This window comes from Marinicellulosiphila megalodicopiae (assembly GCF_045862395.1).
Lineage (GTDB): Bacteria > Pseudomonadota > Gammaproteobacteria > Pseudomonadales > Natronospirillaceae > Marinicellulosiphila > Marinicellulosiphila megalodicopiae.
The window spans coordinates 1,571,932-1,588,492 of the sequence record NZ_AP023087.1 but is presented as its reverse complement, the minus strand read 5'-3'; the positions used below and the strand labels follow the sequence as shown (position 1 = coordinate 1,588,492).

The window sequence follows — 16,561 nt, the reverse complement described above, 5'->3', positions numbered from 1 at the left end:
GACAGATTTCACATTATTTTCCAACGAGTGAAATTCGATTCACCCTATTCTACCAGCGTTTTATCTAACTTAATGTCCTTTAACTGTAAATTAAATGCTACTTACCGTATGGATATTTTATTTTTACACTCATTGAGTTTAATTATTAGGAACAGCTTTTGCTTTGGAAGATATATCTTTGACAATCTGCCCACAGCGGCAAAAGTTGGCCACATGACAGCAAATATTGACCGTGCCTTTGTCTACAATGACTTAGCAGGATTAAACAGCTTAAAAACACAAAGTAAAAGTGATGAAGATGGCGCTTTACAACAAGTGGCAAAGCAATTCGAATCAATGTTTGTGAACATGATGCTCAGCTCTATGCGCCAAGCAAACGAAGTATTAGGTAAAGATTCTATGTTTAACTCGCAAGAGACGGATTTTTATCAGGACATGTATGATGAACAATTAAGTTTAACTCTGTCCCAACAAGGTGGATTCGGCGTTGCTGATGTTTTATACGAACAATTAAAATCAAAAGCATCAAGCCCTGAAGATTTAGCATCCATTCAATTAAATACTATTGATGAAGCAAATCAAGGCTTTAATCTTGGTGACAACTCCATTCGAACACTGAACGATAAAGATTACAAAGGATTAGATCATTATAAACATTTAAATCCATTGGATATTTTTATTAATAAACCCAAACTTGGAAAAACCGATTCAACCGCTCAAGAATATCATGAAAAACGCACCATTGACTCACCTATGGATTTTGTAAAAACACTCTGGCCAATGGCAAAAGATGCAGCAGAAAACTTAAATATCAATCCTAAAATTTTATTAGCTCAAGCAGCATTAGAAACCGGATGGGGTCAAAAAATATTTAACAATAATGATGGAGAAATAAGTTTTAATTTATTTGGTATTAAAAGCAAAGATTCATGGGAAGGCAAAACAGCAGAAGTCATGACTCATGAATATGAAAACGGAATCAAAAAAAATGTAATGGATGAGTTTAGAGTCTATGATAATTTTTCTGAATCGTTTAAAGATTATGTTGAATTTATTAAAGGCAGTGAACGTTATCAAAATGCCCTAGCCAACCCAAATCAATACATTGAAAATATTCAACAATCTGGGTACGCAACGGATCCTAATTATAGCCAAAAAATTCGCGCCATCTCCAAAAGCGCCATGTTTAATGAAATGATTTTGGCGATGGATATCTCAAGCAGTGATACTGATAAAGGAGAGTTCTAATGAGCGTTTCTTTATTGAGTATCGGTATTTCAGGCTTGCAAGCCAATCAAAAGCAACTTGCAACAACTGGGCATAATATTTCAAATGCCACAACCGCAGGCTACACAAGACAAGAAGTGGTAACTCATACAGCCAATGCTCAATACACTGGCGCAGGCTATATTGGCGCAGGGGTGGAAGTCACTCAAATTAGACGCATTACAGATGAATTTTTAACTGCCGAAATTCGCGACAGCACTCAAAGTTTTAATTCTCTGGAATCTTACGAAACCAATGTCGAACAGATAGATCGATTAATGGCGGATGAACGAACGGGTTTGACTCCCGCATTGGCTGAATTTTTTGCAGCAGCACAATCCTCGGCAGATAATCCAGCTTACATTCCAACAAGACAGGTATTTATTGGACAAGCTCAGTCATTAGCTGATCGATTTAATACCATTCATGAAAAACTCAATTCACAAAACGAAGTCATAAACGGGCAAGTGTTGGCATTAACAGATGAAATTAATGTGCTTGCAGAAGGCATTGCTGAGTTAAATCAAAGTATTGCATTTTCAACAGGGAATTTAGATTACAAAGCGCCTAATGACTTACTAGACAAACGAGATGAATTGGTAAGAGAGTTATCCGAAAAGATCAATATTGAAGTAATTGATAACGATGGTATTTACGATATTTCAATAGGTAATGGGCAGTCATTGGTTTTGAAATTTGATACAGGACGGTTGGACACCATTGCTGGAGATACTGATCCATCAAGAAAAGATGTCACGTTCACTTCTCCTACTGAACAATTAAATTTAACTGAAAAAATTACTGGGGGACAACTAGGCGGATTACTTACTTTTCGTGCTCAAATGTTAGATACCTCTATGAATGCCCTTGGTCGTGTTGCCATTGCTATTTCTTCTGAATTAAACGAACAACACAGACTAGGCTTGGATCTAGATGGGAATTTTGGTGAGGATATTTTTCAAGATTTAAACGCACCTGAATTAACTCGTGATCGTGTTCAAGCAAGTAGCGAAAATCAAATGCCCAATGACAGAATACTAAGCGTAGAGATCACCGACAATACACTGCTGACTACTTCAGATTATGAATTGAAATTCACTGGCCCAAAAGATTTTGAATATAAAGTAACAAGAATCAGCGATGATACCGTTGTAAAAGAAGGCGCATTTATGGGGTCTTTCCCTGAAAGCATAGAGTTTGAAGGCTTAAAACTCACTTTAGAAGCAGGGTCGTTTCAAGCAAAAGATGTGTTTCGAATTCAACCATTACGCCATGCAGCCGCACAATTTAAAGCTGTCATTGCTGAACCCTCTCAAGTTGCCCTTGCAATGCCAGTCAAAGCAAGCACTAGTTTAGGCAATCAAGGCTCTGGAGTGATTGACCAAGGTGTCATGATCAGTAAAGATACTGCCATGTTTAAAGAAGGCAATGATTTATCTCCTCCTTTAATTGTTGTGTTTGAAAGTGATAATCGGTATTCCATTTTTGACAACACAGACCCGTTAAATCCAAAATCGTTAAACCCGCCCTTGGAACATTTAAACTTTGTGCCAGGAGTAAGTAACGCAATTATGCCCGAGGATGATGGCTCAACATTATTGCAATCTTTTCGAGGTGGGTTACCTGTAAGGCCATTTTATCAAGATGTGAATGACGAAGTCACAACCCCAACCAATGGTTTTAACCCTGAACGCATTTATATTTCTAGAACTGACCCAATCACTAAAGTTGTAACTCAAGATCCTGTACTTTCATTGCCTGGAGGATTGCCGGCCAATGAAACCGCTGCACGATTAAATACCATTGAAGGCGTGAATGCTCGTGCAAGTAATCAAGTTGTGATGACAAATTTCACTTCTGGCACCCCACCCTATGCCCCTGACAATCCTATGGATATTTACATCAATGGTGTTGAAATCACTCAAACAAATTTCGGTCCGTCTCAAAGTGATTTTTTAGCAGGTTTTGAAGAGATCGTACCAGACCCCATTACGCCGGATTTTATTGCAAATCGAATCAACCATAATGTCGAATTACAAAATCTAGGATTTACTGCGAAAAGTGACGGTGAAACAGTGACCATTTTTCAACATATTGGATTAGATATTGAAATTGAAATGAAAGGTGATCGCAGCGATCCATCGTTATCGGTGCCTGGAGATAGCTTTGAAGTTGGCAATGGGGAGTTGATCAATTTAACCAATGTTGGCGAGAGTACGCGCGGTTTATTATCTAAAAATGCAGGGTTTAATTTTGATGATGCAGGACCTTATTTATACGAATTTAATCTACCAGGTTACGGCACAAAACAAATTGAGATCACCGGTTCGTTTGCAACTGGCGATGAAGTCATGCAAGCAATTCACGAACAAATTAATGAACAAATTCCCTACCCTGCCGATATAAAAGTATCAATCACTAATAAAGGCAACTTAAGTTTTCAAACGTTTCAAACCTTAAAGGGCTGGAGCACCAATGATTCTGAAAAAATCACCATTGGGGGCAAACTTGATGTGGTTTTAGCTGACGGACTGACGATGAACACTGAACCACCTTTTGGTAATTTATTCTCAGGCACTCCCGAAGCACTTCCCATTTTTCCTGGATTTCAATTTAATATTAATGGGCGCCCAGAAGAAGGCGATCAATTTACAATTGATTTTAACCACGATGGATCCAGTGATAATCGAAATGCATTGCAAATGGTTGCGATTGAATTAAAAGATGTGTTGAACAAACAAAATGGTGGACAGACATTAAATGAATCGTACTCAGAATTAGTCAGCAAAGTCGGTACAAGAACGCGACAAATACAAATTAATAAAGAAGCCGCACAATCGGTTTTAGAACAAAACACCAATGATCGTGATGCTGTAAGTGGCGTCAATTTAGATGAAGAAGCAGCCAAACTCATTCGTTTTGAAACGGCGTATAATGCTGCTGCTCAAGTAATCAAAATTGCACAATCATTATTTGATACGCTGATTTCAACTTTCAGATAATCATTATCAGATAACCATTAATTGAACAGATAATTTAAGCGAGACTGCTATGACAGGACGTATTTCAACCAATCAAATTTTTGGTCAGGGTATCAATAAAATGATGTCACTCACTCAGGCGGTGAATGACACGCAATTAAAAATTTCAACAGGTAAGCGAATTTTAACCCCCGCAGATGATCCTGTCGCGTCTACTCGTGTGCTACAACTTGACCAAGAAATTGCTTTGACTAATCAATATCAAAATAACACCATTTATGTCACATCACGCTTACAACAAGAAGAAGGCATTATTTCAGGCATTGAAGATGGCATTTCAAGAATCAGAGAATTAACGGTTGCAGCAGGTAACGGCGCGTACACGATGGATGATCGAAAATCCATTGCACTTGAAGTCAAACAACGTGTTGAAGAATTATTCACCAACATGAACAAAAAAGATTCAAATGGTGAATATTTATTTTCTGGATTTAATGGACAAACACAACCCTTTGTTAAAAATCCAGGTGGTGGATACAAATATCAAGGTGATGAAGGACAGCGATTTTTACAAATTGCCACCACAACCACAGTTGCAACCAGTGATTCAGGAAAATCATTATTTTTAGATATTGACGCCACGAAAAATACATTTAATACCTACGGGTTTGATACCAACACAGGTAAACCGACACCAGTAATTTCCTCTGGCATCACAACAGACCAAGAAAAACTTGATGCGTTATTTCCAGATGATGCAATTATAGAATTTAATCACGAGTTTGATGTAGAGCCTCCAAAAGCCAATTACACCGTTAGAAGACGCAGCGATAATCATGTGATAGACGGCTTAAATAATGTGCCTTTTTCAAGTAATGGCACCATTGAGTTTTCAGGCATGCAAATATCCATTACAGGCTCACCCAATACTGGGGACAACTTTGTAATTCAAACCACGCAAAAACAGGGCATTTTAGATACCTTTGAAAAATTCTTATACGGCCTTGAAAACCTGGAAGATAATCCAGATGACAGAAATACCTTAAGCAATTTACTGGATGACACGCTAACAAATTTGGATAGCACAACGGTTAATATTTCTGAAGTTCGCGCGCAAATCGGTGCAAGACTTAACACAACGGAATCTACGGAAAACTTACATGCCGAATTAAAACTAGTGGCACAAGAAGTAAGATCCAAAATTGCAGACATCGATTTTGCTGAGGCCGTCAGTCAATTACAAATGGAAAGTTTTGTTTTAGAGGCTTCTCAACAATCTTACGCAAAAGTCACTGCATTAAGTTTGTTTGATTATTTAAGGTAAATGCTTTTAATTTTCACTTGAATTTAAACGCGTTTAGCACAACAATTCGTCCTTTTAAAACTGGATGACTGTATGCTTCGTTTTGCAGCCCAATGGCAAAATCAAGATGCCATTTTAATTGCTTGGCCTCACCTAAACACAGATTGGCAACCTTGGTTTGAACAGGTGAATCAAACCTATATTGAATTAGTTAGTAAAATCAGCCCGATTACCAAGATGATCGTCTTAATTGATGATTGTTTAGATCAAATCAGCATCGAGCAATCTTTATTATCTGAACAAGTCAACTTACAAAATATCCGTTTTATCAATATTAATTATGATGATACCTGGGCACGTGATTTTGGGGTGATCACCCTAACTGATACTCAAAACAAAGTTATTCCACAAAGTTTAAATTTTACGTTTAATGCTTGGGGCGATAAATTTGGCAGTTCACAGGACAATCAAATTAATTCCAAACTCGAAGCAATCCAGTTTTTCAATCAACCTTTAAAAAATATTGATTTTATTTTAGAAGGCGGAAGCATTGAAACAGATGGAAAAGGCACATTATTAACCAGTGAAATTTGCCTGTTAAATCCCAATCGTAATAAACATTTAAGCAAGCAACAGATCGAACAACAACTGATTGAACACTTAAATGTTAAGCGTGTTTTATGGTTACAATCTGGTCACTTAGCTGGAGACGATACCGATGCACACATTGACACCCTTGCACGATTTGTAAACGAAAACACTATTGTGTTTCAAGGTTGCACCGATAAAAATGATGAGCATTTTGATGCATTAACCGAAATGAAGTTTGAACTTGAATCATTTAAAACACTAGATGGCTGTGCATATAATTTAATCGAACTTCCCTTAGCACAAGCTCAATTTGATGCAGATGGTGAACGGCTACCAGCTAGTTACGTGAATTTTTTAATCAGTCATCAACATATATTTGTCCCTATTTATCAATGTGACAATGATAAAATTGTAATTGAGTTATTAACAAAAAAACTACCACAATACACAATTGTGCCTGTTAATTGCAGAACCTTGATTGAACAATTCGGCTCTTTGCACTGTATTACCATGCAATTGCCTCAACACACATTAAACCCTGAATTTTAAAAAAACCTATGAAAAATACATTAAAAGTCGGTGTTGTTCAACAATGCTGCAATGACAATCAACAAGACAATCACAACCATAGTGAATCTCAAATTCGTAAACTGGCTAAAGATGGTGCGCAATTAATTCTGTTACAAGAATTACATTCTGGTTTATATTTTTGCCAAACAGAAAACACCGATCACTTTGATCAAGCAGAAGCCCTTGATGGAAAATCGGCACAGCATTTTAGTGCGATTGCTTTAGAGTTGGATATTGTTTTAGTGATCAGTATTTTTGAAAAAAGAAGTGCAGGTTTGTATCACAATACAGCCTTGGTGATTGACAAACATCTAGGTGTCATTGGTAAATATCGAAAAATGCACATTCCTGATGATCCAGGATTTTATGAAAAATTTTATTTTACCCCTGGGGATCATCAAAACCCGTTTTTGCCGATTCAGACAAGTGTCGGAAAATTGGGTGTCTTAGTTTGCTGGGATCAATGGTATCCTGAGGCGGCTCGTTTAATGGCCTTAAAAGGCGCTGAAATTTTATTGTACCCAACTGCAATTGGCTGGGACTTAAACGACGAGTCTGATGAACAAATTCGTCAACAAAACGCATGGCAAATTATTCAGCAATCTCATGCTGTGGCAAACGGTGTGCCTGTGGTTGTAGCTAATCGTGTAGGATTTGAAAAAAGTGAAGCGGCTGTCGATGATAATGATGGCATTAAATTTTGGGGAAATAGTTTTATTTGTGGGCCTCAAGGTGAAATATTAGTAAAAGCTGATAGTGAATCTCAAACCACACTTTTAGCGGACTTAGATATGCAGCGTAGTGAAAACGTCAGAAGAATTTGGCCTTTTTTGCGAGACCGTAGAATTGATGCTTATAATGATTTAACTCAACGATTTAGAGATTAAAAAAAAGGCTTCTTGCCAAAACAAGAAGCCTTTTTTGTTGCTAAAATAGAAAACCTATTTTTTAGCTTTTTCTTTAGTAGCCTTTGAGTCTTTTTTTACAACTTTGACTTTTTTATCATCAATGATCCATTTACCACTTTCAAACGTCGCCTTCCAACCCGTGGCTTTTCCATCCACTTCTGTCATAACGTATTGTTCTTTATTTTTACGACTATAACGAATTACCGTTGGATTACCTGCTTTGTCTTTCACAGGTGCACTGAATAAAAATTCATACTTAGGATCAATGGCATCTTTGTGTGGTAAAATTTCTTTCACCAAAGGCGGTCGGGTTTCACGATTTTTAGGAAACTGGCTTGCAGCTAAAAACATTCCAGCGGCACCATCTCTTAAAATATATGTGTCATCCACCTTCACACATTTAAGCTCAGGCATTGGCACTGGGTCCATTTTAGGTGGCGCTGCTTCTCCGTTTCTCAACAGTTTACGGGTGTTTTTACACTCTTCTGCCGTACAACCAAAATACTTACCAAAACGACCATCTTTTAATTGCATTTCATGACCGCATTTGTCGCAGTCTAATGAAGGACCATCATAACCTTTAATTTTGTACTCACCCGCTTCAACATGAAACCCTTCACAATCTGGATTATTACCACAAATATGTAATTTGCGTTTTTCATCGATTAGGTAACTTTCCATTGCTGTGCCACAAATATCACAACGACGTTTATTCATTAGTGCTTTTGTTTCGGCAGATTCATCTTCTGCGTCTAAATCAACAATTTCATCTCCACTAACTAAGTTGATCGTTGATTTACAACGTTCTTTTGGAGGCAATGCATAACCCGAACAACCTAAGAAAACCCCTGTTGTGCCTGTACGAATCGTCATCGGGCGCGAACAAGTTGGACATTCAATATCAGTTAAAGTCGGTTCATTCAAACGCATTCCACCTTCTTCACCAGATGCTTTTTCAAGTTGTTTGGTAAAGTCTAAATAGAATTCATTTAATACATCTTTCCAATTTTTTTGACCTTTAGCTACGTCATCTAAACGCTCTTCCATTGACGCTGTAAAATTGTAATTTAATAATTCGTTGAAGCTTTCATCTAAACGAGAGGTAACAATATCCCCCATTTTTTCGGCAAAGAAACGACGACTTTCAACTTTGGCATAACCACGATCTTGAATCGTAGAAATAATCGATGCATAAGTAGATGGTCGGCCAATACCTCGTTTTTCTAATTCTTTTACTAATGCAGCCTCTGTAAAACGCGCGACTGGTTTTGTAAAATGTTGTTTGGGTAATACTTCAACTAACTCTAACTTATCCGATACATTCACATCTGGTAAAATTACATCTTCTTCTTTTTTACCACCTGGCGGTAATACACGAGTGTGACCATCAAATTTTAAAATACGACCTTTTAGCCTACATTCAAATTCACTGGCTTGAACAATAATATTTGAGCTTAAATATTTTGCCGGTGTCATTTGGCAAGCCAAAAAACGCGCCCAAATTAAATGATACAAACGAAGTGCGTCATTTTCTTGAGAAACTAAATCGTCTTTGGTTAATTCAACATTCGATGGACGAATCGCCTCATGGGCCTCTTGCGCGCCTTCTTTACTACCATAACGAATTGGCTCTGCGGGCAAATATTCTTCCCCATATTGCCCATTAATATAATCACGCGCACTTTCAACTGCCTCAGCACTTAAATTTGTAGAGTCAGTACGCATATAAGTAATATAACCGCCTTCATATAAACGTTGTGCCATCATCATGGTTTTTTTCACACTAAAACCTAAGCGCGTACTTGCAGCCTGTTGAAGCGTTGAAGTAATAAAAGGTGCTGAAGGTTTTGAGCTTGTTGGACGATCTTCACGCGCTTTAATAATAAAGTCACTTGCGTTTAATACGGCAACTGCGGCATCACTTTGTTCTTTATTGGTTGGCTTATAAGCAGAGTCACCCTGTCGTGCTACTTCTAACAATAACTGCTTATTTTTGTAATTGGTATTAACTTGGCAATCCCAGAACTCTTCGGGAATGAATGCACGAATTTCACGTTCACGCTCAACCACTAATTTAGCTGCAACCGATTGAACTCGACCCGCACTTAAACCACGAGCCACTTTTGCCCATAAAAGTGGTGAAACCATGAAGCCAACAACCCGATCTAAAAATCGACGTGCTTGTTGAGCATTCACCATTGCCATATCTAACTCGCCTGGCTTTTCAAAGGCTTCTGTAATTGCTTTTTTGGTAATTTCATTAAACACAACGCGCTTGTATTTTTCAGGAGCGGCAGCAATAGATTCGCGCAAATGCCACGCAATGGCCTCCCCCTCTCTATCCAAATCGGTCGCGAGATAGACAAAATCAGCGTTTTCAGCTAATTTTTTTAATTCGGCAACGACTTTTTCTTTGCCTGGTAAAATTTCGTATTTGGCTTCCCAGTCTTTTTCAGGATTGACCCCCATACGATTGATTAATTGTTCTTTTGCTTTTTTCGCTTTATGAATAACTTTTTGATCAGGCGAAAGTTTACGTGTGATCGCTGCAGCTTTTGCGCGCTCTTTTGGATCCACTGGTTCTGATTTAGCAGAAGTTGGCAAATCTCGAATGTGACCAATTGATGATTTAACTACAAAATTTGAACCAAGATATTTATTAATCGTTTTGGCTTTTGCAGGTGACTCGACAATAACTAATGATTTACCCATGACGTTATATATTTCCAATTCTTTTCGTAATTTTTTGTATTAACTGTAGATGCATTTTTACAATTTAGCGTTAATTGAACGTAATATAATGCACTATTTTATCGCAAAGGACGCATCCTTATGGACAAATTCGCGCAGACTATCGCCTTTTTCCCCCCGCGGGGTCAAGATTTTTTAAAAAATAAATTTCTAACTGCTAAGCTTAAGAATGTGAGATTTTGCGATAGAGGTATCATTATGCTATTTGTTGTACTTGGATTTATACTATTTTTCTTACTGGTTTCTGGGCTATGGTTTAGCAAACAAATCTTACACAGAGAAGAGCTTGCCAAAAAAGCAAGATCCAAAGCGCGCACCGTCAAACAACAGATTACCGACATTGAAGATATTTGCACCACCTTAAATATGTATGATGCAAATGTCAGCCTTCTTACTACTATATATAGTCATATCATATCCCTGATGCAAAAAGTCATCTCACTTGAAAACACCCAAGAAAATCACATTTTACTCGAACACTACGAAAATAAAAAAAATAAACTAGCAGAAACTTTGCCTATTAAAGTTGGTGTACCTGAAAATGATCACCAAATCAGTATTTTAAAACGACATACAGGTAAAGCAATTACCTATTTAAAGGGATTTATTGCACAAGGATTATTAAACGAATATGAAGGATCTGAACATATTACACGCTTAAGGCGCCTCAAAGTGCAATCTGAAGTCGATGCATTTTTATTACAAGGGAACAAATGCGAACAAAAATACGACAAAATCACAGCCGCATCTTATTACAAACATGCAAAAGAATTATTACTAAGTACGGATGTTAATTTTGACAATCAAACTGAACAAATCAAAAGTATTTCAAAAAAAATATCTAAAATTTTTAATTCAGAAGAAGAAGAGAAAAAACGAGAAAAAGAAAAACGCTTAGAAAGGGAAGAGAACTCCCACCCATTAACAACAGTAAAAAAAACTGAAGGTAACGATGGGAACGAATGAGGAATATTAAAGAGTCAAACTTATTAGACTCTTTATAAATAATTAATATTGAATGGTGCTTTTTTGCTCAGACAGCTCATTGATCACTTTTAAAGAGATACTGGCACCTACACTTCCAAAAAACTTTTCAAATGGATCTTGCTGCACAGTAAAATCAATCACTTGTGATACCCCGGCCTCTCTTGTGATATCTCCTAATGTTTTAAAACCATCAATCAATCCTAATTCTAAAGCTTGCTCTCCACTCCAAAACAATCCTGAGAACATCTTACTGTTTTCAACTAATCGATCTGCTCTACCTTCTTTTACTTTTGCAATAAATTGGTCATGAACGGTTTGTAAAGTTTTAGCAAATAATTCACGCTCGGCCTCATCTACGGGAGAAAATGGATCTAAAAACCCTTTATGCTCACCTGAAGTAAATTTACGACGCTCAATACCAAGCTTTTCAATCAGACCTTCAAAGCCAAAACCTGCAGCAGTAACACCAATTGAACCAACAATACTGGCCGGGTCAGAATATATTTCATCTGCTGCTACCGCAATAAAGTAAGCACCACTTGCTCCGGTATCACTTATTACCGCATAAACTTTCTTTGAAGGATAAAGTGCTTTTAATCGATATATTTCATTATTTACATAATTAGATTGCACCGGTGATCCACCTGGAGAATTAATCAATAGCACAATCACTTTTGAATCTTTATGTTTAAACGCTTTTTGTAAACCTTTGTTAATATCTGATGCATTGGCTTGCTCACCATCAGCAATAGTGCCTTTGATACTGACAACGGCAACATGCCCTCCAGTACTGATTGTTGTTTTATCTGCACCTTGATCACTTAATCCAATTAAAGCAAACACAACAAACATCACCAAAATATATTTCACAACCCTCAAAGCAATTTTCCACCGCCGACTTGAACGCTGTTCTTTAATGACTTGATTAAGGGTCAACCCCATCATATCAATTTGTTTTGACATAATTGCCATTTGGTCATTTTTGGAATCAGGTTGTGCATTTTGTTCTAAATTCGAATCATTCAACATTATGGTTTCCTATTTTGTGCTGTTTTTTCGGGTAAGTTATTTAACACTTGCAGTAATTTATTATCAAGGGGCGCTTTAATTTCCATTGACTCTCTTGTATCCGGATGAGGGAATCGCAATGAAGCGGCATGTAAAAACAATCGTTTGACCCCTACTGATTTTGCAATTTTATTTGTTGGTTCATCACAATATTTTACATCACCAATAATAGGGTGTCCTTGAGAGGCGCAATGTACACGTATCTGATGGGTTCGACCTGTAATCGGCGAAGCCTCAACCCACGTGTATCGCTCGTATCTCTTAAGAATTCTAAAGCGAGTTTGTGAGGATTTACCTTCTTCATCCACAACAACAATTCGCTCACCACCTTGTAAATCATTCTTTTTAAGAGGGGCATCGACTAAAGTCACGCGATTGGGCCAAGTACCTTTTACAAAGCACCAATATTGTTTATTGACTTTTTTGGCTCTAAAACATTCATGCAAATAAGTTAATGCGGAGCGCTTTTTAGCTAGTAGGACAACACCTGAAGTATCTCGATCCAACCGATGCACTAATTCTAGGTAACGTTGCTCTGGAAAAATTTGTCTTAAGGACTCAATCAATCCTAAGCTAATGCCAGATCCACCATGCACTGCAAGTCCAGAAGGTTTGTTAATCACTAAAATAAAATCATCTTGATATAAGATACTATCTAAAATTTGATCTTTCATGAACAAACCTGCCGTTGCGATTGGCTTCACGGTTTTCTCATCCATTTTAACAGGAGCAAGTCGAATGATGTCACCTTCTTGCAGACGGTAATCGGGTTTAACACGTTTTTTGTTCACTCTTACTTCACCTTTACGGCAAAGTTTATAAACGTGGCTTTTGGGAACGCGTTTCAATAATGTTAATAAATAATTATCGACGCGTTGATTATGATGATTTTCATCAATGTCCAAATATTGGACAACACTAAATTTGGGGTCTAATTTACTCATCTGCATAGTTTAATGCATATAGATGTTTGAAGCATAAGGTTTTTACTGCTATATTCCATTCACCTTGGAAAAAGATCAGTTGTACATAAAAATTTTGATCTTCGCACTTTAATTTATCGAGCACCAAGCTAGGCAACAAGCCAAAAATTATATGGAACTCTACACTTATGTAGTTCCTTTACAAACCATACCAAGATATTGCTTGCTTATGGTTTGTGCTGATGAAAGCAGCGGACAATTATGGATGCAGAGGTCGCTTTTTTGCACCGAGATTAAGCCATAAATAAAAAGAGCAACTACAGGAAGCCTGAATTAATAAAGATTTCAGTGACATTAATTCCTAACATCAGACTCTATCCGCATGACAAAGAACATCAGGCCAATTTTATTACATGACACAAACTGTCAATCACTTTGTAACTACAACATAGATACATTGTACATTTAACCGCCAGAGGTACTAAATCTGGGGTTGCGCGTGAGCGCAGGTAATTTAATTGCCAAGCACAAATCCGGCAAGCGATAACTTGTTTAATCGAGTAAAATCGCATGAAAAGAATGCTAATTAATGCAACTCAATCTGAAGAGTTGCGTGTTGCCCTTGTTGATGGGCAAAGAATGTACGACCTAGATATCGAATCAGGTTTTCGTGAGCAAAAAAAAGCCAATATATATAAAGGCAGAATCACCCGTATTGAACCCAGCTTAGAAGCCGCATTCGTTGACTTCGGGGCAGAACGTCATGGATTTCTTCCACTTAAAGAAATCTCTCGCGAATACTACAAAGACGGCGCACCATCGGGTCGTATCTCAATTAAAGATGCCCTTGCTGAAGGCACGGAAGTAATTGTTCAAGTTGATAAAGAAGAGCGTGGCAACAAAGGCGCAGCTTTAACAACTATGATCAGTCTAGCTGGTCGTTATTTAGTATTAATGCCTAACAACTCAAGAGCTGGCGGTATTTCACGTCGCATTGAAGGCGAAGAGCGCCAACAGTTACGCGAAGCATTAAATGGCGTAAGCATCCCAAAAGGTATGGGCATCATTGTTCGTACTGCAGGAATTGGTAAAAGCAGCGAAGATTTACAAAACGATTTAAACTTTTTGTTATCCATTTGGGATTCAATCAAAGAAGAGAACGCTAAAAAACCAGCGCCATTTTTGATCCTTGCAGAAAGCAACATCATCATGCGTTCGATCCGTGATCACTTACGCAAAGACATCTCTGAAGTATTAATTGATAACAAAGAAACTTACGATTATGCCATCGCATTTTTACGTAAAGTGATGCCTCATTACGAAGCTCGCGTTAAATTATACGAAGATGATGTGCCATTGTTTAACCGTTACCAAGTTGAATCTCAAATTGAGACTGCTTTCCAGCGTGAAGTTAAATTACCCTCTGGCGGCTCAATCGTTATTGATCCGACAGAAGCATTAGTTTCAATCGATATTAACTCGGCTCGTGCTACAAAAGGCACCGATATCGAAGAAACCGCTTTTAATACAAACATTGAAGCGGCCGAAGAAATTGCTCGTCAATTGCGTTTACGTGATATGGGCGGACTGATTGTGATTGATTTCATCGATATGGCACAGTCTCGTCATCAACGTGAAGTTGAAAACAAAATCAAAGAAGTCGCTGAAGCGGATCGCGCACGCATCCAAATTGGTCGTATCTCTCGTTTTGGCCTATTAGAAATGTCACGCCAACGTTTGCGCCCATCTTTGAGTGAATCAAACGGCATTACCTGCCCGCGTTGTTCAGGTCAAGGTTCAATCCGTGATGTTAAGTCATTATCTTTAGCGATCTTACGCTTAATCGAAGAAGAGTCCGCAAAAGAACGCACCGCTCAAATTCGTACTATCGTGCCATTACAAGTAGCCACTTACTTGTCTAATGAAAAACGTGCGGAAATTTTTGAAATTGAAAAACGCAATAAAGTTCATGTATTAATTGTGCCAAATCCACACATGGAAACTCCGCATTATGAAGTAATTCGCCTACGTGATGACGATGAAACGGTTTCTCATCCTGAGGATAGCTTCGCAATTAAACTTGAAGACAACACTAACGCAGAACAAGAAGAAGTACTACAGCATAAAACACATCATCAAGAAGCGGCTATTAGCTCGACGATTGCAAATGCTCCTACACCTGTACAAGCCACAACTGCAGTACCTGCGGTAGCAGAAAGTAAAAAAACAGGAGGCTTTTGGTCGAAAATAAAATCAATCTTCAGCTCAGATGAAACAAGCGACACAAAAAAGACCACATCAACGAAAAAAGAAGACTACCAGAATCGTCGTAATTCAAACAAAAAGCCAAACAACCGCAATAGCCGCAACAATCGCAATAGCCGCAACAATCGCAACGAACGTTACGACAATAAGAACGATGTAAAACCAAATATTGCAGCTGAAAAACCGACTCAAGCAAATGAAAAATCAACTGTTCAAGAGTCAAAAAACGCAAGACCTAAAAAAGACACACGCAATCGTCGCAACAACCGTACGAACCAACCTGAAGGTACTGAAAAAACCGTCCCTTCAAAAAATCGCCGTCCAGAACGTGACGAACAAGGTCGCATTGATAACAAAGATGTAGGTGCGAATCGTAAGCAACGCTCTCCAAATCGTCGCAAACGCCCTGAGTCAAAACCAAAAGTTACAGAAGCTAATGCGGGTTCATTTTTAGAAGAAAATACTGCAAACGTTGCTGCTGTTGAAGTTCAGTCAACAGAATCAACTAAACCGGTTGAAGCTAAAAAAACAGCAGTTAAAGATGGAGCCCTTAAAACAGAAAAAGCACCTAAGCCTGAAAAAGTGTCTAAGTCTGAAAAGACGGCTGAAAAAGTAGCTGAGAAAAAAGAAGTAAAAGCAGAACAAGCACCAAAAGTGGCTACGACTCCTAAAATCAAACCAAGTGCCGAGCCTGAAAAAGCCCCCGTTGCTAAAGCAGAACCTGTTGCAGATAACAAACCAGCAGTAAAAGAAGCGAAAGCAGATGCACCTAAACCACGCAAACGCGCTCGCGCCTATAACGACCCACGCGAAGTTAAGCGTCGTGAATTAGAAGCAGCAGCAAAGAATAATTCTCAACCAGAATTATTTGATAACCAATCTGAAAAAGATAAATCAGCTAACTGATTATAAAAAGCAGCACTGAAAAGTGCTGCTTTTTTGTATTTG

General features: G+C 38.0%; 10 protein-coding genes. 7 read left to right on the top strand and 3 right to left on the bottom strand.

Features of this window, described 5'->3' with window-relative positions:
• The first annotated feature begins 213 nt into the window (after positions 1-213).
• The 5 genes from flgJ (at position 214) to TYM08_RS06600 (ending at position 7,598) form a co-directional block, all read left to right on the top strand.
• Positions 214-1,248 (top strand): flagellar assembly peptidoglycan hydrolase FlgJ, encoded by a 1,035-nt coding sequence (gene flgJ, locus TYM08_RS06620; protein WP_422382180.1) that lies wholly within the window; start codon positions 214-216, stop codon positions 1,246-1,248.
• Positions 1,248-4,268: a flagellar hook-associated protein FlgK gene (gene flgK / locus TYM08_RS06615; RefSeq protein ID WP_422382179.1), complete on the top strand. Its 3,021-nt coding sequence runs from the start codon at positions 1,248-1,250 to the stop codon at positions 4,266-4,268. Before flgJ ends, flgK begins: the two co-directional genes overlap by 1 nt.
• A gap of 49 nt (positions 4,269-4,317) precedes the next feature.
• On the top strand, positions 4,318-5,571 hold the full coding sequence (gene flgL / locus TYM08_RS06610) for a flagellar hook-associated protein FlgL (protein ID WP_422382178.1): 1,254 nt from the start codon (positions 4,318-4,320) through the stop codon (positions 5,569-5,571).
• A 72-nt stretch (positions 5,572-5,643) separates the two neighbouring features.
• Positions 5,644-6,690, top strand: a complete 1,047-nt coding sequence (locus TYM08_RS06605) for an agmatine deiminase family protein (protein ID WP_422382177.1) — start codon at positions 5,644-5,646, stop codon at positions 6,688-6,690.
• An 8-nt stretch (positions 6,691-6,698) separates the two neighbouring features.
• Positions 6,699-7,598 carry a carbon-nitrogen hydrolase gene (locus TYM08_RS06600; protein WP_422382176.1) on the top strand — a complete coding sequence of 300 codons (900 nt, stop codon included), beginning with the start codon at positions 6,699-6,701 and terminating at the stop codon, positions 7,596-7,598.
• A gap of 54 nt (positions 7,599-7,652) precedes the next feature.
• Here the strand turns inward: TYM08_RS06600 and topA are convergent, their stop codons facing one another.
• Positions 7,653-10,331 carry a type I DNA topoisomerase gene (gene topA, locus TYM08_RS06595; RefSeq protein WP_422382175.1) on the bottom strand — a complete coding sequence of 893 codons (2,679 nt, stop codon included), beginning with the start codon at positions 10,329-10,331 and terminating at the stop codon, positions 7,653-7,655.
• Between the two features lie 120 nt (positions 10,332-10,451).
• On the opposite strand from topA, the gene TYM08_RS06590 reads away from it, so the two are divergent.
• Positions 10,452-11,336 (top strand): hypothetical protein, encoded by an 885-nt coding sequence (locus TYM08_RS06590; protein ID WP_422382174.1) that lies wholly within the window; start codon positions 10,452-10,454, stop codon positions 11,334-11,336.
• A gap of 42 nt (positions 11,337-11,378) precedes the next feature.
• Here the strand turns inward: TYM08_RS06590 and TYM08_RS06585 are convergent, their stop codons facing one another.
• Both TYM08_RS06585 and rluC read right to left on the bottom strand, forming a co-directional pair.
• On the bottom strand, positions 11,379-12,386 hold the full coding sequence (locus tag TYM08_RS06585; protein WP_422382173.1) for a S49 family peptidase: 1,008 nt from the start codon (positions 12,384-12,386) through the stop codon (positions 11,379-11,381).
• Positions 12,386-13,369: a 23S rRNA pseudouridine(955/2504/2580) synthase RluC gene (gene rluC / locus TYM08_RS06580; protein ID WP_422382172.1), complete on the bottom strand. Its 984-nt coding sequence runs from the start codon at positions 13,367-13,369 to the stop codon at positions 12,386-12,388. The genes TYM08_RS06585 and rluC overlap by 1 nt, the downstream gene beginning before the upstream one ends.
• A 549-nt stretch (positions 13,370-13,918) precedes the next feature.
• Here rluC and rne point away from each other — a divergent pair.
• Entirely contained in the window at positions 13,919-16,519 is a 2,601-nt protein-coding gene (rne, locus tag TYM08_RS06575; protein WP_422382171.1) for a ribonuclease E, read from the top strand.
• Positions 16,520-16,561: the final 42 nt, after the last annotated feature.